The organism is Pseudomonas sp. AAC, from assembly GCF_000725445.1.
GTDB classification, from domain to species: domain Bacteria; phylum Pseudomonadota; class Gammaproteobacteria; order Pseudomonadales; family Pseudomonadaceae; genus Pseudomonas; species Pseudomonas citronellolis.
Genome location: NZ_KL647094.1, coordinates 220,060 through 240,641 on the forward strand (window position 1 = coordinate 220,060; position 20,582 = coordinate 240,641).

At 67.6% G+C, this 20,582-nt stretch carries 15 protein-coding genes and 1 pseudogene; 5 read left to right on the forward strand and 11 right to left on the reverse strand.

The features are described from left to right. Positions 1-171: 171 nt before the first annotated feature. A complete protein-coding gene (locus tag FG99_RS00900; protein WP_043266646.1) occupies positions 172-1,380 on the reverse strand; it encodes an acyl-CoA dehydrogenase in 1,209 nt (402 codons plus the stop codon). 166 nt (positions 1,381-1,546) lie between these two features. On the opposite strand from FG99_RS00900, the gene FG99_RS00905 reads away from it, so the two are divergent. Beyond that, positions 1,547-2,476, forward strand: coding sequence for a LysR family transcriptional regulator (locus FG99_RS00905; protein ID WP_009619446.1), 930 nt, complete (start codon positions 1,547-1,549; stop codon positions 2,474-2,476). Between the two features lie 423 nt (positions 2,477-2,899). Beyond that, the gene (locus FG99_RS00910) at positions 2,900-3,730 is read left to right on the forward strand and encodes a metal-dependent hydrolase (RefSeq protein ID WP_043266648.1); all 831 of its coding nucleotides are present in this window, start codon (positions 2,900-2,902) and stop codon (positions 3,728-3,730) included. A gap of 580 nt (positions 3,731-4,310) precedes the next feature. On the opposite strand, the gene FG99_RS00915 is transcribed toward FG99_RS00910, so the two are convergent. After that, on the reverse strand, positions 4,311-5,000 hold the full coding sequence (locus tag FG99_RS00915; RefSeq protein WP_043266649.1) for a TetR family transcriptional regulator: 690 nt from the start codon (positions 4,998-5,000) through the stop codon (positions 4,311-4,313). Between the two features lie 78 nt (positions 5,001-5,078). On the opposite strand from FG99_RS00915, the pseudogene FG99_RS00920 reads away from it, so the two are divergent. Beyond that, positions 5,079-6,663, forward strand: a pseudogene (locus FG99_RS00920) (flavin-containing monooxygenase). Next, positions 6,660-7,544 carry an SDR family NAD(P)-dependent oxidoreductase gene (locus tag FG99_RS00925; RefSeq protein WP_043266653.1) on the forward strand — a complete coding sequence of 295 codons (885 nt, stop codon included), beginning with the start codon at positions 6,660-6,662 and terminating at the stop codon, positions 7,542-7,544. Before FG99_RS00920 ends, FG99_RS00925 begins: the two are co-directional and overlap by 4 nt. Before the next feature lie 848 nt (positions 7,545-8,392). On the opposite strand, the gene FG99_RS00930 is transcribed toward FG99_RS00925, so the two are convergent. From FG99_RS00930 to dnaX, 4 genes are all read right to left on the reverse strand, one after another. Beyond that, positions 8,393-9,541 (reverse strand): acyl-CoA dehydrogenase family protein, encoded by a 1,149-nt coding sequence (locus tag FG99_RS00930; RefSeq protein ID WP_043266655.1) that lies wholly within the window; start codon positions 9,539-9,541, stop codon positions 8,393-8,395. A 105-nt stretch (positions 9,542-9,646) separates the two neighbouring features. Next, positions 9,647-10,243 carry a recombination mediator RecR gene (gene recR / locus FG99_RS00935; RefSeq protein WP_009619440.1) on the reverse strand — a complete coding sequence of 199 codons (597 nt, stop codon included), beginning with the start codon at positions 10,241-10,243 and terminating at the stop codon, positions 9,647-9,649. A 127-nt stretch (positions 10,244-10,370) separates the two neighbouring features. After that, the gene (locus FG99_RS00940) at positions 10,371-10,697 is read right to left on the reverse strand and encodes a YbaB/EbfC family nucleoid-associated protein (RefSeq protein WP_009619439.1); all 327 of its coding nucleotides are present in this window, start codon (positions 10,695-10,697) and stop codon (positions 10,371-10,373) included. A gap of 43 nt (positions 10,698-10,740) precedes the next feature. Further along, positions 10,741-12,897, reverse strand: a complete 2,157-nt coding sequence (gene dnaX, locus FG99_RS00945) for a DNA polymerase III subunit gamma/tau (protein ID WP_043266657.1) — start codon at positions 12,895-12,897, stop codon at positions 10,741-10,743. Positions 12,898-13,037: 140 nt separating this feature from the next. Between dnaX and FG99_RS00950 the strand changes: the two genes are divergently transcribed. Beyond that, positions 13,038-13,760 carry a substrate-binding periplasmic protein gene (locus FG99_RS00950; RefSeq protein WP_043266659.1) on the forward strand — a complete coding sequence of 241 codons (723 nt, stop codon included), beginning with the start codon at positions 13,038-13,040 and terminating at the stop codon, positions 13,758-13,760. A gap of 76 nt (positions 13,761-13,836) precedes the next feature. On the opposite strand, the gene FG99_RS00955 is transcribed toward FG99_RS00950, so the two are convergent. The 5 genes from FG99_RS00955 to FG99_RS00975 all read right to left on the reverse strand — a co-directional run bounded on the left by FG99_RS00955 (position 13,837) and on the right by FG99_RS00975 (position 20,535). After that, a complete protein-coding gene (locus FG99_RS00955) occupies positions 13,837-15,084 on the reverse strand; it encodes a tetratricopeptide repeat protein (protein WP_051878324.1) in 1,248 nt (415 codons plus the stop codon). Positions 15,085-15,095: 11 nt separating this feature from the next. Beyond that, positions 15,096-16,295 carry an HlyD family type I secretion periplasmic adaptor subunit gene (locus tag FG99_RS00960; protein ID WP_009619435.1) on the reverse strand — a complete coding sequence of 400 codons (1,200 nt, stop codon included), beginning with the start codon at positions 16,293-16,295 and terminating at the stop codon, positions 15,096-15,098. 53 nt (positions 16,296-16,348) lie between these two features. Next, positions 16,349-18,514, reverse strand: coding sequence for a type I secretion system permease/ATPase (locus FG99_RS00965; protein WP_009619434.1), 2,166 nt, complete (start codon positions 18,512-18,514; stop codon positions 16,349-16,351). Further along, positions 18,511-19,923 carry a TolC family outer membrane protein gene (locus FG99_RS00970; protein ID WP_043266663.1) on the reverse strand — a complete coding sequence of 471 codons (1,413 nt, stop codon included), beginning with the start codon at positions 19,921-19,923 and terminating at the stop codon, positions 18,511-18,513. Before FG99_RS00970 ends, FG99_RS00965 begins: the two co-directional genes overlap by 4 nt. Positions 19,924-20,217: 294 nt before the next feature. Next, positions 20,218-20,535: a hypothetical protein gene (locus FG99_RS00975; RefSeq protein WP_043266665.1), complete on the reverse strand. Its 318-nt coding sequence runs from the start codon at positions 20,533-20,535 to the stop codon at positions 20,218-20,220. Positions 20,536-20,582 lie beyond the last annotated feature (47 nt).

Consider the following 20,582-nt stretch of genomic DNA (forward strand, 5'->3'; position numbering starts at 1 on the left):
AGGGAGCGGAGTCAACCCGATACACCGCAGCCACCGGGAAACCCCATTCGCGAGCAAGCTCGCTCCTACAAAAAAACCGCCCGAATGCGACCCACACACAAAAACGCCGTTTCCCTTTCGGAGAAACGGCGTTCCCGTGACCCTCACCGGGCCTCAACTACCAACCAGCACTCACTTGCCCATGTACTTGCCGATCTCGTACTTGCCGACGGCCATGCGGTGCACTTCGTCCGGGCCGTCGGCCAGGCGCAGGGTGCGCTGCATGGAGTACCAGTAGGCCAGCGGGAAGTCGTTGGAGACGCCGGCGCCGCCGTGGATCTGGATGGCGCGGTCGATCACCTGCAGGGCGACGTTGGGCGCCACCACCTTGATCTGGGCGATCTCGCTCTGGGCGATCTTGTTGCCCACGGTGTCCATCATGTACGCGGCGTTGAGGGTCAGCAGGCGGGCCTGGTTGATCTCGATGCGCGAGTTGGCGATGTGGTCGATGTTGCCGCCCAGGCGCGCCAGCGGCTTGCCGAAGGCGGTGCGGCTGGTGGCGCGCTTGCACATCAGTTCCAGGGCGCGCTCGGCCATGCCGATGGAGCGCATGCAGTGGTGGATGCGGCCCGGGCCGAGGCGGCCCTGGGCGATCTCGAAGCCGCGACCCTCGCCCAGCAGCACGTTCTCGTAGGGCACGCGGACGTTCTCGAAGAGCACCTCGGCGTGGCCGTGGGGCGCGTCGTCGTAGCCGAACACCGGCAGCGGGCGGAGGATCTTCACCCCGGGGGCGTCGCTGGGCACCAGGATCATCGAGTGCTGCTGGTGGCGCGGCGCGTCCGGGTTGGTCAGGCCCATGAAGATCATCACCTTGCAGCGCGGGTCGCAGGCGCCGGAAGTCCACCACTTGCGGCCGTTGATGACCCACTCGTCACCGTCGCGCACGGCGTTGGCCTGCATGTTGGTGGCGTCGGAGGAAGCCACGCCAGGCTCGGTCATGGCGAAGGCGGAGCGGATTTCGCCGCGCAGCAGCGGTTCCAGCCAGGTGCGCTTCTGTTCCTCGCTGCCGTAGCGGACGAGGGTCTCCATGTTGCCGGTATCCGGGGCCGAGCAGTTGAACGGCTCGGCGCCGATCAGCGAGCGGCCCATGATCTCCGCCAGCGGGGCGTACTCCATGTTGGTCAGGCCGGCGCCGTATTCGGACTCGGGCAGGAACAGGTTCCACAGGCCCTCGGCCTTGGCGCGGGCCTTGAGGTCCTCCATGACCTGGGTCGGCTGCCAGCGGTCGCCTTCGGCTACCTGTTGCTCGAAGACGCTCTCGGCGGGATATACATAAGCTTCCATGAACGCGGTGACGCGCTCACGCAGGTCCTGGACCTTGGCGGAATAGGCGAAATCCATGGGGGCTACCTTCTGGCAGGGGTTTGTCTTGTGTCGAGGAAGATGCTAGAACAGGCAGCACGATTTACCTAGCCTATTATCCGAATCAATGAACATTCATAACCCGCATGATGGTCCGCCATCCCGGGTATGATCCGGCCACAACAATGACAAGCGGAGCCACGGGATGAACCTGAACAAGGTCGACCTGAATCTGTTCATCGTCTTCGATGCCATCTACACCGAAGCCAACCTCACCCGCGCCGGACAGATCGTCGGCATCACCCAACCCGCGGTGTCCAACGCCCTCGCCCGCCTGCGCGAGACCTTCAACGACCCGCTGTTCGTGCGCACCGCCCAGGGCATGGTGCCCACGCCCATGGCGCAGAACATCATCGGCCCGGTGCGCAACGCCCTGCAGCTGCTGCGCGTATCGGTGCAGGAAAGCCGCACCTTCACCCCACAGCAGGCGAGCAAGACCTACCGCATCAGCATGACCGACCTCACCGAGGCCATCATCCTGCCGCCGCTGTTCCAGCGCCTGCGCCGCCAGGCGCCCAACGTGCACATCGAGAGCTTCCTCTCCAAGCGCCGCGAGACCACCAAGGAACTGGCCGCCGGGCGCCTGGACTTCGCCGTGGACGCGCCGCTGAACACCGACCCGCAGGTGCGCCACGTCAAGCTGATGGAGGACCGCTACGTCTGCGCCATGCGCCACGGCCACCCGCTGGCCAGGCCGAAGCTGAGCCTGGAGGAGTACCTGTCGCTGACGCACATCCAGATCTCCAGCCGCCGCAGCGGCCTGGGCTATATCGACCTGTCGCTGGGCAAGATGGGCCTGCAGCGCAAGATCGCCCTGCGCTCGCAGCACTACCTGATGGCCTCCAACGTGGTGCAACAGACCGACATGGCGGTGACGGTGCCCGAGCGCTTCGCCCGCCACCACAACCTGCACTACGTGGACCTGCCGGTGAGCGACGTGCCCAAGCTGGAAACCCACCTGTACTGGCACGAAAGCACCGACCAGGACCCGGCCAACCGCTGGATGCGCGAGCAGCTGATCGAGCTGTGCCAGCAGGTCACCGCCCGCGAGGCGCGGGAAGCGCAGCAAGGCTGACCTGCCGCGGGGGCTGTCCGCGAAGTTCCCGCATTCGCCGGAATGACCAGGGTCGCCGGCTGACTCCATTCTCCCCACAGACACCGAACGACCCCCTCTCCCTTCAGGGCGGGGCGCGCAGCCGAGGGCTGGGGAGAGGGACGGTGTCAACCCGATATACCGTAGCCGCCGGTAAACACCGTTCGCGAGCAAGCTCGCTCCTACAGCCGCGCCCCCTTCCCCCCTATCCAAGGTCGGGCCGGCCCCTCCTTGGCCGCAAATAACCCTTCCATGGCCGGATCGGACCTCTCCCTTGTCCGACAATCCTTCCAACAATTACATCAACCAATGACACATTCACCGTGTCAGGCCCTCCGTCCCGCCGGCGCCACTGCCTGCCCATGCCGCCGCCGGGGCTCGTCGAACAACAACAAGGAGTCGCCCATGAACGCCCAGACCGAACCGCTCCGCGCCCACTTCCCCGTCCGGCGCATGGATTTCAGCTTCACCGAGACGCCGAAGTACTGGTGGGACGATCAGCCCTTCATGTCGCACTTCATGAACAACCTGTCCTCGCTGTTCCCCTATGGCGAGAAGTTCTTCGTCGACAGCGTGCGCGCCGTGCGCGACCGCATCCAGGACCCGCAGCTGCAGAAGGACGTGTCCGCCTTCATCGGCCAGGAGGCCATGCACTCCAAGGAACACGCGGCCTACAACGAATACGCCGAGGAACACGGCATCGACCTGGAACGCCTGGAGCTGCGCATCAAGCACCTGCTCGGCGCGGTCAGCAAGGTCACCACCAAGAAGCAGGACCTGGCCATCACCTGCGCCCTGGAGCACTTCACCGCGACCATGGCCGAGCGCCTGCTGCGCCGCGAGGACCTGAGCACGCAGATGCGCTCGCCGAAGATGTACAAGCTGTGGATGTGGCACGCCATCGAGGAGAACGAGCACAAGGCGGTGGCCTACGACGTCTACCAGCAGGTCTACGGCGGCTACTTCACCCGCACCGCGGTGATGCTGCTGACCACCGTGATCTTCCTCGGCGTGATCGGCGGCTTCCAGATCCACCTGCTGCGCCGCGACCGCCAGCTGTTCAACTGGCGCAGCTGGAAGCACGGCCTGGTCACCCTGTTCGGCCTGCGCAACGGCTACTTCACCCAGCTCGTGCTGCCCTGGCTGGACTACTTCCGCCCCGGCTTCCACCCCTTCGACCACGACACCAAGACGCTGGAGAAGTACTGGAAGGACAAGCTCGACTTCGCTGGTTGAGCCGCCCCCTCACCTGTAGGAGTGGGCCCTGCCCGCGAATCGCGCGCAGGGCGCGCTCCTACAGGTGCAGCACGGCTTCTCGTAGGAGCGAGCTTGCTCGCGAACAGACTCTCCCTACTCTCCCTGTGAGGACGGATCTCGGAACAACCGCGTTCCCTCACCCCAGCCCTCTCCCAGAGGGAGAGGGAGCCGTCCGTGCCGGGATGAGCAATGCATTGCACCGGAAACCTCTGCGGCCGCCGGCTAACGCCATGACAGCCAAGCACACCGAACGGCCCCCTCTCTCTCTGGGAGAGAGAGGGGGCCGTCCGTGCCGGGATGAGCAATGCATTGCGCCGGAAACCTCTGCGGCCGCCGGCTAACGCCATGACAGCCAAGCACACCGAACGGTCCCCTCTCCCTCTGGGAGAGAGAGGGAGCCGTCCGTGCCGAGATGAGCAATGCATTGCGCCGGAAACCTCTGCGGTCGCCGGCTAACGCCATGACAACCAAGCACACCGAACGGTCCCCTCTCCCTCTGGGAGAGGGTTAGGGTGAGGGAGCAGAGTCGGGTTCCGCACCCTGCACGACAGGAACGCTCCTACAACCCCAACGCCTGCAACACCGCCGCCCCGGTGAACAGCAGCAGCACCTGCCGCTCCGCCAGTGCGCGGACCTCGCCCCGTTGCCCTTCCGGCAATTCCAGGTAATCCAGCGACAGCTGGAACAGCTGCCGGCTGATCAGCCTCGACAGCTGCGCCACCTCCTGCGCCGGCACCTCCGGCAGCAGGCGGAACAGGGCGATGTCCTCGGCCATGTCGGCGCCGAAGTCGTCCATCACCTGGCCCAGCGCTTCGCGCAATGCCACCGAGGGGCCGTGCAGCTCGCGCACGCCGATGATGAAGGCCTCGGGGTGGCGTTCGACGAAATCGAAGAACAGCCGCACCGTCTCCTCGCACACCCGCTGGCCGCGGGCGAAGTCCAGGCCCAGCGGGGTGGCCGCCGCGCTGCCCGCCGCCGGCGCGCGCCCGGCCGCTTCGCGGCGCAGTTCGCGCAGCGGCTGGCGCAGCTGGGTGGCGATGTCGCGGATGATCGCCAGGCCCAGGTCGTCGACGTCGGCGAAGTGGCGGTAGAAGGTGTTGGGGTTCAGCCCGGCCTCGCGGGCCAGCTCGCGCAGGCCGATGCTGCTCAGGCTGCGCCGGCTGGAGGCCAGGCGCAGCGCCGCCTCCATCAGCAGGCGCTTGCCCGGTGCATCCTGGCGTTGTGTTACCGCGTCCGGTTCCAGACTCATCCTTGCCCCACCTCGCCCACCCTAAAGATTGGTTGCCCGCGAAGTATACAGATGTCTACATTGGCACCACGTAGACAGTTGTATACGCCTGCACACAAGCATAACAGGAGCCAGGTAAATGGGAACTCAACCTAAGACTGCCGCGGTCAGACACTGCAAGGTGGCCATCATCGGCACCGGTTTCTCCGGCCTGGGCATGGCCATCCGCCTCAGCCAGGAGGGCGAGGACGACTTCCTGCTGTTCGAGAAGGACGCCGGCGTCGGCGGCACCTGGCGGGTCAACAACTACCCCGGCTGCGCCTGCGACGTGCAGTCCCACGTCTACTCCTTCTCCTTCGAGCCGAACCCGGAATGGACGCGCATGTTCGCCCGCCAGCCGGAAATCCGCGGCTACCTGGAGAACTGCTGGAAGAAATACCGCCTGGAAGGCCGCACCCTGCTGAATACCGAGATCCAGCGCCTGGAGTGGGACGAGGCGCGCGACCTCTGGCACCTGCGCGACGCCGCCGGCAACCACTACACCGCCCAGGCGGTGGTCTCCGGCATGGGCGCCCTGTCGATCCCCTCGATCCCCGACCTCAAGGGCCTGGACAGCTTCAAGGGCCACGCCTTCCACTCGCAGCACTGGGACCACGACTACGACCTGAAGGGCAAGCGCGTGGCGGTGATCGGCACCGGCGCCTCGGCCATCCAGTTCGTTCCGGAAATCCAGCCGCTGGTGGCCAGCCTGGACCTCTACCAGCGCACCGCGCCGTGGATCCTGCCCAAGCCCGACCGCGCCATCAGCGACAAGGAACGGGCGCGCTTCAAGCACTTCCCGCTGGTGCAGAAGCTCTGGCGCGGCGCGCTCTACAGCATGCTCGAAGGCCGCGTGCTGGGCTTCACCTTCGCGCCCTGGGCGATGAAGATGATCGGCAAGCTGGCGGTGCGCTACATTCACCAGCAGGTCAAGGACCCGGAACTGCGCCGCAAGCTGACCCCGGACTACACCATCGGCTGCAAGCGCATCCTGATGTCGCCGAACTACTACCCGGCGCTGGCCGCGCCGAACGCCTCGGTGATCACCGACGGCATCCGCGAGATCCGCGAGCACAGCATCGTCACCGCCGACGGCCAGGAGCGCGAGGTGGACGCGATCATCTTCGGCACCGGCTTCACCGCCAACGACCCCATCCCCCGCGGCACCGTGTTCGGCCGCGGCGGCGTGGACCTGCTGGATACCTGGCCGCAGGGCCCGGAGGCCTACAAGGGCACCGTCACCCGCGGCTTCCCCAACCTGTTCTTCCTGATGGGCCCGAACACCGGCCTGGGCCACAACTCCATGGTCTACATGATCGAGTCGCAGATCGCCTACGTGCTCGGCGCGCTGAAGCTGATGCAGCGCCGCGAGCTGCTCAGCCTGGAGGTCAAGGAAGACGAGCAACAGCGCTGGAACCTCAAGCTGCAGCGCGGGCTCAACCATAGCGTGTGGAACACCGGCGGCTGCAAGAGCTGGTACCTGCACCCGGTGAGCGGGCGCAACTGCACCCTGTGGCCGGGCTTCACCTGGCGCTTCCGCCTGCTCACCCGCAGTTTCGACGCCGCCGCCTATCATCTGAAGGCCAGGCCGTTCGAGGAAACCGCAGTCACCCAGCAACCCCGCGCCGAGGAGGTCCCGGCATGAAGTCCTTCGAGAACAAAGTCGCCGCCATCACCGGCGCCGGTTCCGGCATCGGCCGCGCCCTGGCCCGCGAGCTGGCCTCGCGCGGCTGCCACCTGGCGCTGGCCGACGTCAACGCCGCGGGGCTGGAGGAAACCCGCCAAGCCCTGGCCTCCTACGGCGTGCGCATCTCCACCGAGGTGGTCAACGTCGCCGAGCGCGAGCAGGTCCACGCCTGGGCCGACAAGGTGGTGGCCGAGCACGGCAAGGTCAACCTGGTGTTCAACAACGCCGGGGTGGCCCATGCCGGCACCGTGGAAGGCAGCGAGTACGAAGAGTACGAGTGGATCACCAACATCAACTTCTGGGGCGTGGTCTACGGCACCAAGGCCTTCCTGCCGCACATCAAGGCCAGCGGCGAGGGGCACGTCGTCAACGTCTCCAGCGTGTTCGGGCTGTTCTCGCAGCCGGGCATGAGCGCCTACAACGCCACCAAGTTCGCCGTGCGCGGCTTCACCGAATCGCTGCGCCAGGAGCTGGACATGGAAGGCGGCGCGGTCTCGGCCAGTTGCGTGCACCCCGGCGGGATCAAGACCAACATCGCCCGGACCGCGCGGATGAACGACAGCCTGGCCAAGGTCACCGGGCAGAACGCCAACGCCGCGCGCCAGCAGTTCAACGACCAGCTGCTGCGCACCACCCCGGACAAGGCGGCCCAGGTGATCATCCGCGGCGTGGAGCGCGACGCACGGCGCATCCTCATCGGCGCGGATGCCCATGCCATCGATGTGATGCTGCGGGTGTTGCCGGTGTGGTACCAGAAGGTGGTTACCGTCAGCATGCGTCTGGCGGCGCGTTTTGCGCCCAAGGGCAAGGCGCGGACGGAGGGGTATGAGGCCAAGTAGGGAGTAGTGAAAGGGGAAGCCCGCTTCTTGGAGCGTAATGCTGTTCACTTAAGAAAGGATGCCGTTTCTCTGCCTGGGGGAAACGGTATTTTTCATTTGGGGTTATGGCTTGGCTCGCGAGGCTTGCCCCACTCCGGCCTTAAGCTCGTCATTGCCGCGAACAATACTTGCGCTGGCCCGAAGGGGAATAACCCAGTTGCCTTGGCTTGGGTATTTCTGCGCCGCACCGAGTCTGCCCGACCGTCTTGTTTCGCCCCCTCGGGCGAGTCCCTTTTGTCAATCGCCACAAAAGGAACCAAAAAGGCTTGCCCCGCCATACGGGCCCGACAGAGTCGGGCTACCCTCACGAATTCCCCCGCCACGGAGGCCCGCCCCGAGGGTACGTCCCTGTAGCCCATCGGGGCTCTCGCGACATCCATGTCGCATGACCTCCTGAGCGCCGGTTTCGTTCGGCCTGCTGAAGGGGCGTTTCGGAGTGCGCGGATGTTTCTCTGGAAGTATCAAGAGCAAAAGCCAAAGCGAATGCGTTTTGGCTTTTCGTAGGAGCGAGCTTGCTCGCGAACAATGGCGTTTCCCGGCGGCTGCGGTGTTTGGGATTGACTCCGCTCCCTCTCCCCAGCCCTCTCCCTGAAGGGAGAGGGGGCAGTCCGTGCCGAGAGAAGGAATGGTTTCAACCGGAAACCATCGGAGTTGCCGGCTGACTCAGGGATACCCAAGCGCTCCGAACGGTCCCCTCTCCCTTCAGGGAGAGGGTTAGGGAGAGGGAACGAGGTCCGGCCATACACCAGCGCAGCCAGGTAACTCCATGGGTTCGCGAGCAAGCTCGCTCCTACGAAATGCCCGCCCCCTCAAAGCCCCATCTGCTTGGCGATGATCTCGTTCATGATCTCCCGCGTCCCCCCACCGATGGAGAGAATGCGGTTATCGCGATACAACCGCTCCACCAGGCTCTCGCGCATATACCCCATGCCACCCAGCAGCTGCACTGCGTCATAGACCACCCGATCCGCGACATCGGTGGCGAAGTTCTTGGCCATGGAGATTTCCTTCACCACGCTCTGCCCAACGGCCATCTTCGCCGCCTGGCGGTAGGTGAACTCGCGGGAGACTTCCACCTGGGTGGCCATCTCCGCCAGGCGGTGCTTGAGCACCTGGAACTTGCCGATGGGCTTGCCGAAGGCTTCGCGCTCGGCGCTCCATTTCAGGGCTTCCTCCAGGGCCAGCTGGGCGGTCATGTTGGCCATGGTGGCCAGGGCCAGGCGCTCGCTCTGGAAGTTGGCCATGATGCAGGCGAAGCCCATGTTCTCCATGCCGATCAGGTTTTCCACCGGCACCCGGCAGTCGTCGAAGAACAGCTCGGCGGTGTCCGAGGCCCACCAGCCCATCTTCTTCAGCTTGCGGCCCACCGTGAAGCCGGGCGTGCCCTTCTCCACCAGCAGCAGGCTGACGCCGCCGTAGCCCTCGCCGCCGGTGCGCACCGCCACCGTGTAGTAGTCGGCGCGCACGCCGCTGGTGATGAAGGTCTTGCTACCGGTCACGCGGTAGTGGTCGCCGTCGCGCACGGCGCGGGTCTTCAGGCTGGCCACGTCGGAGCCGCCGGAGGGCTCGGTGACCGCCAGGGCCATGATCTTCTCGCCGGCCAGCACCTGCGGCACGATGCGTTCGCGCAGTTCCGCGCGGCCCCACTTGAGCAGCGGCGGCAGGCCGATGTCCAGCGAGCCCAGGCCGGCCACCAGGCCGCCGGAACCGCTGCGCATCAGTTCCTCGCTGGCCGCCAGCTTGGCGAACAGGTCGCCCTCGTGGCTGCCGCCGTAGGCTTCGGGGTAGCCGATGCCGAGGATGCCGGCCTCGCCGGCCTTGCGGTAGAGCTCGCGGGGGAACTCCTCGGCTTCTTCCCAATCGGCGATGTGCGGGAGGATTTCCCGCTCGACGAAGCGCCGCACCGAGTCGCGGACCAGGCGGTGGCTGTCGTCGAAGTATTCGGTGAATGCGGACATGGCGGGCCTCCAGGCGGGTTGCCTGAAAACTTACCGAGCGCTTGCTTGGTTTTCAAGGCGAGACTTGCGCCATCGCCTGGGCCGTTTCGGCCCGATGCCTCTGGACTAGACAATCGGCCGGCGCCCGGCCAGGGCGTGGGCCAGGGTGCCGCCGTCCACCAGCTCCAGTTCGCCGCCCAGGGGCACGCCGTGGGCGATGCGGCTGAGCACCAGGCCGCTGCCGGCCAGCAGTTGGGCGATGTAGTGGGCGGTGGCCTCGCCTTCCACCGTGGGGTTAGTGGCGAGGATGATCTCGGCGAAGTTGCCGGCCTTGATCCGCGCTTCCAGCTCGGGAATGCCGATGGCCTCCGGGCCCAGGCCGTCCAGCGGCGAGAGGTGGCCCTTGAGCACGAAGAAGCGCCCGCGATAGCCGGTCTGCTCCACCGCGAACACGTCCAGCGGGCCTTCCACCACGCACAGCAGCGAGTCGTCGCGGCGTGGGTCGGCGCACTGCGGGCAGAGTTCCTCCTCGCTCAGCGTGCGGCACTGCTTGCAGTGCCCTACCCCTTCCATGGCCTGGGTCAGCGCCTGGGCCAGGCGCAGCCCGCCCGTGCGGTCACGCTCCAGCAACTGCAGCGCCATGCGCTGGGCGCTCTTCTGCCCCACCCCGGGGAGAATGCGCAGGGCGTCGATGAGTTGGCGGATCAGCGGGCTGAAGCTCATGGAAGTATCTGACTGCAAGGGGTGGAAGAAGGGCTAAAAGCTGGAAGCTGGAAGCTGGAAGCTGGAAGCTGGAAGCTGGAAGAGCCTGCGGCTTTTGCTTCTGGCCTCCAGCTTCCAGCCCACTTGCTTAGAACGGCATCTTGAAGCCGGGGGGCAGTTGCATGCCGGCGGTCATGCCCGCCATCTTCTCCTGGTTGTTCTGCTCGATCTTGCGCACGGCGTCGTTCACCGCGGCGGCGATCAGGTCTTCGAGGATTTCCTTGTCCTCCTGCATCAGGCTGTCGTCCAGGCTGACGCGCTTGACGTCGTGCCGGCCGGTCATCACCACGCTCACCAGGCCGGCGCCGGACTGGCCGGTGACTTCGGCGTTGGCCAGCTCTTCCTGCATCTTCTGCATCTTTTCCTGCATCTGCTGGGCCTGCTTCATCAGGCCGGCCATGCCACCTTTCATCATCTCGATCACCTTTTGTCGTTCAGGGTTGGTTGGGCGCCGGCCTTCAGGCCTTCGCCGCCAGGGGTTCGATGGTACCGGCGCGAACCACCGCGCCGAACTGCTGCCGCATCTGCTGCACGTAAGGGTCCGCCTCGATGGAGCGCTCGGCCTCGCGCTGGCGCTCGGCGCGCTTGCGCGCCGCGGCCTGGGCCGGGGTTTCCTGCTCGGGCTTCTGGATGGTCACTTCCAGCTTCAGGGTGCGCCCGTGGTACTGGCTCAGCGCGTCGTTCAGGCGGCGCTGCTGGGTGGCGTTGTACAACGCGCTCTGCCCCGGGTCCAGGTGCAGGTGCCAGGTGTCGTCCTCCACCGCGACCAGGGTGCAGTTGGCGCCGATGCTCGCGGTCAGGCCGCCCAGGCCCAGGCGCGGGAACAGGTCCAGCCACTCGGCGGCAAGGCCCGTGGCCGGCAGGGCCGCCGGTTCCGGTTCGGGCTCGGGTTGGGCGCTGGCCTGCGACTCGTCGCCGCCTTCCAGGTAGCTGAGCGAGTCCATGTCGACTTCATAGTAGTCCTCGGCCGGCGGCGGCTCCTCGTCGCGGTCGTCGTCCTCGCTGTCGGCCATGGCGATGATAGGCGCGGGCTCGGGCAGTGGAGCGGGCTCGGCGGCCGGCTGGGGCGCGGGCGCGACCGGCGGCTGCGCGGCGGGCGGCGCGGCGGGTTCTTCCCAGGGCAGGTCGACGACGGGCGGCGGTTCGGCCGGAACGGCCTGCGCTTCGACCGCCGGCACCTCGACGGGCACGGCCTGCGGGGCGGGCTCGACAGGTGCGGGCGCAGCCTCGACGACAGGCGCCGGCGCAGGTTCGGGCGCAACCTCGGCTACCGGAGCCGGAGCCGGAGCCGGAGCCGGAGCCGGAGCCGGAGCCGGAGCCGGAGCCGGAGCCGGAGCCGCCACAGGCTGCGGCGCGGGGGCCGGTTGCGCAACGGCGGCGGGCACGGTGGACACCACCGGCACGCTGGCCGCGCTGGCAACGGCTGCCGGCGCCGCAACGGCGGCGCCGGCCACTGGGTTGCGGTTGGAATCAGCCGTGGCCGTGCTGATCCCCAGGTCCTTTAGCGGTGACCTCGGTGGCGCGCCGCCATCGGCCGGGCGGAAGGCCAGCATGCGCAGCAGCACCATTTCGAAGCCGCTGCGCGGGTCCGGCGCCAGGGGCAGGTCGCGGCGGCCGATCAGGCCCATCTGGTAGTAGAACTGCACGTCCTCGCCGGGCAGCGCTTGCGCTAGGGCCAGCACCTTGTCGCGGTCGCCCTGGCCGTTGTCGACGGCGTCCGGCAGCACCTGGGCGATGGCCACGCGGTGCAGCACGTTGAGGATTTCGGCCAGCACCCCGCCCCAGTCCGGGCCTTGTTCGGCCAGGTGGCGCACGGCATCCAGCAGCGCCCGGGCGTCGCCTTCGAGCAGCGCGTGGAGCACGCCGTAGACCTGGCCGTGGTCGAGGGTGCCGAGCATGGCGCGCACGTCGGCGGCCAGCACCTTGCCCTCACCGAAGGCGATGGCCTGGTCGGTCAGGCTCATGGCGTCGCGCATGGAGCCGTCGGCGGCGCGGCCGAGCAGCCACAGGGCGTCTTCCTCGAAGGGCACGTTCTCGGCGCCGAGCACGTGGGTCAGGTGCTCCACCACGCGCTCCGGCGGCATGTTCTTCAGGCTGAACTGCAGGCAGCGCGAGAGGATGGTCACCGGCAGCTTCTGCGGGTCGGTGGTGGCCAGCAGGAACTTGACGTGGGGCGGCGGCTCTTCGAGGGTCTTGAGCAGGGCGTTGAACGAGTGCGAGGAGAGCATGTGCACTTCGTCGATCAGGTAGACCTTGTAGCGCCCGCGGCTCGGCGCGTACTGCACGTTGTCCAGCAGTTCGCGGGTATCCTCGACCTTGGTGCGGCTGGCGGCGTCCACTTCGATGAGGTCGACGAAGCGGCCCTCATCGATCTCCCGGCACACCGAGCACTGGCCGCAGGGGGTGGAGCTGATGCCGGTCTCGCAGTTCAGGCACTTGGCCAGGATGCGCGCGATGGTGGTCTTGCCCACGCCGCGGGTCCCGGTGAACAGGTAGGCGTGGTGCAGGCGCTGGTTGTCGAGCGCGTTGATCAGGGCCTTGAGGACGTGGGTCTGGCCGACCATTTCGCGGAACGAACGCGGACGCCATTTGCGGGCAAGAACCTGATAACTCATTGAAATCCATCGCGGCTGGTAGGCGGAAGTGGGCTAATCCTAGCGAAGAGGACCGGAAATTGCACCCGATGCCGGGCCAGGCTTGGCAAGAACCCTCCGAAACAGGCATTGTGTCCTGCTTCCGCACGTCCGGAGCCCGAATGCGCGCACTCCTCCCCGTCCTCCTGCTGGTAGCCGGCCTGGCCCAGGCCGATCCCCGGCAGCTGAGTTTCTCGGTGATCGAGGGCTGGGCCATGCCGCTGGCGCAGGTCGAGGACGGCCAACTGACCGGCGGTATCCTCTTCGAGCTGTTCACCCGCACCGCGCACAAGGTCGGCATGGCACCGTCCTTCCATATCCTGCCGCGGGCCCGGGTGGAACAGGCGCTGCACAGCCACAGCATCGACGTGCGCTGCTACATCGCCCCGGCCTGGCTCAGCGAGGCGTTCAGCGACTACCGCTGGAGCGTGCCGCTGCTGACCCAGCGCGACCTGCTGGTGGCCCGGGAGCGGGCGCCGGTGGAGGTCGCCACGCTGGCCGGGCAGAGTATCGGCACCGTGCTGGGCTACTCCTACCCGCACCTGCAGCGCTCGTTCGCCAGCGGGCGCCTGCACCGCGACGATGCGCGCAACCAGGAGCTGGTGCTGAAAAAGCTGGAAGCCGGGCGCTACGACTATGCGGTGTCCAGCGAGGTAGCGCTGAACTGGTTCAACCTCCAGCGGCCGGCCGAGCGCCGCCTCTACCCCGCCGCCAAGCTCGACCAGGCCGAACTGGGCTGCATGGTCCTCGACGATCCGCAACTGCCGACCCAGGCGGTGCTCGATGCCCTGGCCGAGCTCAAGGCCTCCGGGGAAATCGAGCGCATCCTCGATCATTATCGCTGATGGCCGCGCCAGGGCTGGCGATGGCGTTGGCGATGAGAAAGGTGAAGCGGCGGATAACCGCGAACGGTTATTCGCCCTACGCTTCCGGGGCCACCCCTATGCGGGCTTCGCCGCGGCGGATCCACTCGGCGTAGCGTGCCGGGATGTGCCCTTGCACCCTGCCTGCGTTCACCGTGGCGGCGTAGTCGCAGATCGCCTGCTCGCCCTCCCCTTCGCGCCGGTACAGGGTCCAGCGCACCCGGCTGCCTTCGGCCAGGGAGCAGGGTAGTTCGAAGCGGGGCGAGCCTTCGGCGTAGCCGACGTGGAAGTCGTCCGGCATGGGCCCGCCGGGGAAGCCGGCGGCATCGAGGAAACCGAACATCGAGTCGTGCTGCAGCAGGCTGCGCCGGGCGTAGGGCCAGACGTAGCGGCGCAGGAAGTGCTGGTCGGCGAAATGCTGCGAAGCCACCGGTTCGGCGAAGAACAGCCGGGCCAGTTGCGCCAGCGGCGGCAGCGCCCCGCCGACGACGCCCCAGAGCCCGGCCAGCAGCAGTTCGGTATGGGTGCCGTTGTCACGCAGCGCGTGGAAGTGCTTGTCGCTGGCCAGCCACTGGGCCACCGCCTCGGCCTCGCGCTCGCTGATCACCGAGTCGGCGTCGCGGAACAGGATGCGCTGGGCCTGGGCGTCGTCCAGGGCGAGGAAGCGCCACATCGGCCCCGGCCACTGGCGCGCGGCCTCGTCCACCCGCACCACCTGGCCGCCGTTGTCGAGCAGGCGGCGGACGATGGCCTCGGGCACGCTGTCGTCGATATAGAAGCGGCAGGTCCAGTGCGGGTAGATGCGCGGCTGTTCCAGCACGTTGAGCACCGCCGTCTCGCAATACTTGGCGCTGGCGCCGAACAGCGAGAAGGCGATCAGGTTGCGCTCGCGGGTGGCGGCGCCGGGCGGCGGCGGCAATGCCGGCAGGGCATGGGCGATCGGCGGTTCGACGCCGAACTGGCGCTCGCGCAGGCTCAGCGCGTGCAGGCCATGGCGGCGCACCTGGTCCCACTGGCGCAGGGCGCAATGGGCGTGGGACAGGGCGTCGAACAGCGCCAGGCTGTCGCCGCCGGCGGCCAGGGCGCGGCCGGCATGCTCGATGGCTTCCTGCCAGCGCTCCAGCTTGATGCAGTTCACCGCCGCGTCGGTCCAGGCCACCGCCAGCTGCGGCCAGCGCCGGGCGGTCTGCAGGCACAGTTGCAGGGCCTGCTCGTGCCGGCCCTGGGCGTAGAGGGCGCTGGCGCGCCGGCCGGCGGCCTCGACCTCGCGGCGTTCGCGGTAGCTGGGCGTGCGTTGCTTGGCCATGCTTGCCCTCCTCAGCGTTCGCGCAGCGCTTCGCGGGCGCGGTTGAGCGGCTTGGTCAGGTAGTCCCAGACGGTCTTGCTGCCGGTGTGCACGTCCACCGTGGCGACCATGCCGGGGAAGATCGGGAAGCTCTTGCCGTCCTTGTTCTGCAGCGAGTCGGTCTCGGTGCGCACGAACACCCGGTAGTAGTACTGGTCGCGGCGCACCTCGTCCTGGATGGTGTCCGGCGAGATGTGCGTCACCTTGCCCTCCAGGCCGCCGTAGATGGCGTAGTCGTAGGCGCTGATCTTCACCGTGGCGCGCTGCCCGGGGTGGATGAAGGCCACGTCGCGCGGGGAGATGCGCGCCTCCACCAGCAACTGGTCCTCCACCGGCACTATGACCATGAAGCGGCCATTGGGCGGGATGACGCCGCCGACGGTGTTCACCTCGATGTCCTTGACGATGCCGCGCACCGGCGAGAGCACGGTCAGGCGCGTCAGCGAGTCGGCGCGGCCGCGCGTCACCGACTGCTGCGCCTCCACTTCGCCGTTGGCCTTGGCCAGCTCCTCGCGGGCCTTGACGTAGTATTGGTTGCGCGTCTCGGTGGCCTTGAGCTCCAGCTCGTTGGCCTGGCGCTTCAGGCGCAGCACCTCGACGTTGCTCGCCGCGCCGATCTCGGCCAGGCGCGTGGTCAGCTTGAGTTCCTTGTCGACCAGAGCCAGGGCCTCGTTGATGCCCTTGAGGCTCTTCTCCAGGCTGTTGCGCCGCGACTTGTACAGGGCGGTCTCGGACTTCACCAGGTCCGGCTCCTCCAGCACTTGCGCGGGAAACACCAGTTCGCCGCCGTCCACTTCCGCCCGCAGGCGCGCGGCCATGGCCAGGGCGGCGCGCAGGCGCGAGGTGCTCTCGCCCACCGAGGATTCGGTCTTGGTGCGGTCGAGCTGGGCGAGCACCTGGCCCGCGTCGACGCGGTCGCCCTCCTTGACCCGCAGCTCGGCGAGGATGCCGCCTTCCAGCGACTGCACCACCTGCTCGCGCGAGCTGGGGATCACCTTGCCGGTGCCGGTGGAAACCTCGTCGAGCTCGAACAGGTAGGCCCAGGCGAACAGCAGCAGCATGCCGCCGAGCACGCTCCAGATCAGCCAGGTGGCGCGCGGCGCGTGCTCCTTCGCCTGGAAGTAGGGGGCCAGGGGCGCGGCCCCGGGCGCTTGAATCGAATTGGCTTGCATGGTCACTCCCGACGCGGGCCAGGGCCCGCGTCCTCTGCGAATTCAGTGGTGGCTCAGGCGACGGCCGGGGCCTTCTCGCCGGGCTTGGCCGCCGGCCCGCCGGCGAGCTTGGCCAGCACCGCCTGCTTGGTGTCGTCGAGGACGACGCGGCCGTTGTCGACCACGATGATGCGGTCGACCCACTTGAGCACCGCCGGGCGGTGCGTCGCCACCACCAGGGTGCGCGAGGCCAGCCAGGGCTCCAGGTGGCGGATCAGGCCCTGCTCGCCGACCTCGTCGAGCCAGGCGGTGGGTTCGTCGAGCAGCAGCACACGCGGCTGGCGCAGCAGCGTGCGGGCCAGCAACAGGCTCTGGCGCTGGCCGCCGGAGAGGCCGCGGCCGCCTTCCTGGACCATGTGCTCCAGGCCGTCGGGCAGCGCCTGCACCATGCCCAGGGCGCCGCTCAGGCGCAGGGCTTCGAGCAGTTCCTCGTCGCTGGCGTTGGGCCGGCCCATGGTCAGGTTGTCGCGCAGGGTGCCGAAGAACAGGTTGGCCTGCTGGCTGAGGAAGGCCACGTCGCGGCGCACGTCGTAGGGGTCGATCAGTTCCAGGCGCAGCGAGTCGAGCAGCAGGCTGCCCTCCTGCGGCCGGTACATGCCGGCCAGCAGTTGCAGCAGGCTGGACTTGCCGGCGCCGTTGCGGCCGAGGATGGCCACCTTCTCGCCGGCGGCGATGCGCAGCTGGCCCACTTCGATGGCCGCGCGCTTGTCGTCCTGGCCGTAGCGGAAGCGCACGCCTTCGAGCTGGTAGTCGCCGTGCAGCACCGGGCGGTGCAGGCGCTTGCCGCCCTCGGCGCTTTCCACCGGGCGCTGCATCAGCTCCTCCAGGCCCTCGCGGGCGACCTTGGCCTGCTGCCAGCGCGACATGATCCCGGAGATCTGCGCCAGCGGCGCGATCATCCGCGAGGACAGGATGGACATGCCGATCAGCGCGCCGGTGGTCATGTCGCCGCTCATCACCTGGAAGCAGCCGACCAGCACCACCAGCACGTAGACCAGCGTCTGCACTTCCTGGGTCCAGGCCATGAGCGCGCCGGAGATGAAGCGCTGGCGCATGCTGACGGTGGCCGAGACCTCGTTGAGGTGGTTCCACTGGTTCTGGAAGCGCTGCTCGGCGCGCAGTTGCTTGACGTCCTCGATGCCCTGCACCGCCTCCACCAGGATGGCGTTGCGGATCGCCGACTCGCGCATGCCTTCCTTGGACAGCCGCGCCAGCGGCTTCTGCGCCAGCAGGCCGGGGATCAGCAGCAGCGGCAGCACCGCCAGCGGCACCAGGGCCATGACCCCGCCCACCGACCAGAGCACCACCAGGAACAGGAAGAAGAACGGCAGGTCGGCCAGCGCGCCCAGGGTGGTCGAGGTGATCAGTTCGCGCACCTGCTCCATCTCGCGGATCTGCGAGATGAACGAGCCGGTGGACTTGGACATGGCCTCGTTGCGCAGGCGCAGGGCGTGGCCGAAGACGCGGTCGGAAATGCGCAGGTCGGCGCGCTTGCCGATCAGGTCGGAGATGTGGGTGCGCGCCAGGCGCATGCCAAAGCCGATGAGCACCGCCAGCAGCACCCCGCCGAACAATACCCAGAGGGTCGGCTCGGACTGCGACGGCACCACGCGGTCGTAGACCTGCATGGAGAACAGCATGGAGGCCAGGGCCAGGACGTTGGCCACCAGCGAGGCGAGCATGACGTCGCCGTAGCGCCGCCAGTCGCGCAGCACCAGGCTCCAGAACCAGTTGGGCTGGTAGGGCTTGATGTAGTCGTCGACGCGCACGTCGGCCACCGCGACTTCCGGGCGCAGGCAGTAGACGCGCTCCACCCGCTCGACCACTTCCTCGGCCGGCAGGGCCTGCAGCACGCCCTGCTCGCCGCTCAGGCGCACGCCGACGCGGCCCTGGCCGTCGATGCTTTCGATGACGCCGACCTGGCCGCCGGAGAACTGCGCCAGCACCGGCAGGCGCCAGGGGTCGAGCACGCCCTTGTCCAGGGCCTCGGCGCGCAGCGTCAGGCCCATGTCGCGGGCCATGTGCTGCAGCTGCCCGTCCAGGTCCTGGCCCTGGCGCCATTGCAGGCCGACGCGGACGCGTTCTTCGGAAACGTCCAGGCGGTAATGCCGGGCCACCATCAGCATGGCTTCCAGCCACGGGCTGCTGACGGCATCCGGGCGTTGCGCTTGCGCGGTCATAGGGAATCACTCTCGAGTTGGAAGACGTCGTGCATCCGCCCGGTGGCGTTGATGAAGGCCACCTGGGCGCTCCACAGGTCGTGGCGGGCGTTCACCGAATCGCTCTGCGCCTGGTAGATCTCCTGCTCGGCGTTGAGCAGGTCGAGCAGCGTGCGGGTGCCCAGCGAGAGGTACTGCTCGCGGTACAGGCGCTGGGTGTCGACGATGCTTTTCTGGCGGTCGGCGAGCACGCGCAGGCGCTCGTCGAGGCCGCCCATCTGTTCCTGCAGGGCGACCCACTGGTCGCGGGCCTCCAGCTGCCGGGTGTGCAGGCGCTCCTCGGCCGCCCGCAGCGCCTGGCCGGCGCCGCGCACCCGCGCCGAGGGCGCGCCGCCGGCGAACAGGTCGTGCTTGACGCCGAGGGTCAGGGTGTAGACGCGTTCGCCGGCCATGTCGCCGGCATTGCCGAAGTACTTGTTGACGCCGCCGTCGACGGTGAAGGTCGGCCGCGTGTTGGCGCGCGCCAGGGACAGCTGGGCCTCGGCCTCCTCGCGCTCGGCCACCGCCATGCGCACGCCGACCGGCATCCGCGGGTTCGGCTCGATCAGCCGCACGGCCTGTTGCAGGCGCTCGGCGGGCACGTCCACGGCGGCCTCGTCCACCTCGCGGCCGATCATGGTGCGCAGCTTGCTCTTCTGCTGGCGCAGCTGCGTCTCGATGGCCAGCAGCGAGGCTTCGGCCGCCTCCACCCGCGACTGCGCCTGGATCAGGTCGGCCTGGGTGCTGGCGCCTTCGCTGGCGCGCTGCCGGGCCAACTGGCGCAGGCGCTGCAGGCCGTCCACCAGGGTCCGGGCGCTGTCGCGCAGGGCGCGGTAGCGGGCCACTTCGATCAGCGCCTGGGCCGACTGCCGGGCGACCTCGTCCACCTCGCTCATCAGTTGGAAGCGCTGCACCTGCACGCCGGCTTCGGCGCCCTTGACCGCGTTGGCCACCTTGCCGAAGTCGTAGATCATCTGCGAGGCGGACAGCGACAGGTTCTGGCCGCTGCCGTAGGCGCCCTGCTTGCCGGTGTTCAGGCCGGTCTGGATGGTCGGCAGGTAGCCGGCCCTGGCCACGTTGATGGCCTCGCGCTGCTGGTCGAGCTGGGCCGCGGCATCGCGGATCGACGGGTAGGTCTGCACCGCCAGGCTGACCGCATGCCACAGGTCCAGGGTACCGCCCTGCCCCGCTCCGGCGTCCGACGACTGCCAGTCGCGGGTCAGGTGGTCGACCGACAGGTCCAGTTTCTTCCGCGGGGCATCCTGCCACCCGCATTCGGGCTGGCAGAGCAGGCGCTTGCCGCCCTTGCCCTCCGGCTCGGCGCCGAGGACCACCAGCGGGGTGAATGCCAGCCAGGCCAGCGCACCCCAATGCAACTTGTTGAGAAACATCTGAACCACCCTGAAAAATCGAGCCGCAATGCTACGAGTCAGGTCGTGGACATTCTTCGGGGATATCCTGAAAAAGCCTCGAACCGCTAAAGAATCAGGCAATAGGCTATTACGCGAGCCGAATAGCCAGACAGTGGAGAAATCCAACCTGACTTGTAGGAAATCTCTTATAGATAAAATTAAGAAAATTCCGATTGATATATTTAAGAAATCAACCAGGGACTATCGCCAGACAACAAAAAAGCCACTACCGAAGTAGTGGCTTATTTTCGATAAGACAGCGTACTGGCGATATCAACGCGGCCCGTTTCCAGAGCCGGAATTATTGCCGGAGAATGGATTGCCCAAGAGACTTCCCAAGGATTGGAGTTGCGAGGAAGTCCCCTGTGCCAGGCCATTGAACAACCCGGAGATGGCACCGAAGATCGTGCCCACGGTGACGTTGAGGATAGCGCCGATCGGGTTGCCGCCCAGCAGGCTGGAAAGCCCCTGGGTGATGCCCCCCAGCGCACCGCTCAAGGTGCCGAAGAGCGCACCGCCGATGCTGTCGAGGAAGCCGGAAGAGGCTCCGCCGGCGACCATTTCCAGTTCCTGCCCATTGAGTTCTTTCATCATGCCTCCATCATCGAGCGCATAGAGGAGCCTGCCGGATACCGGCA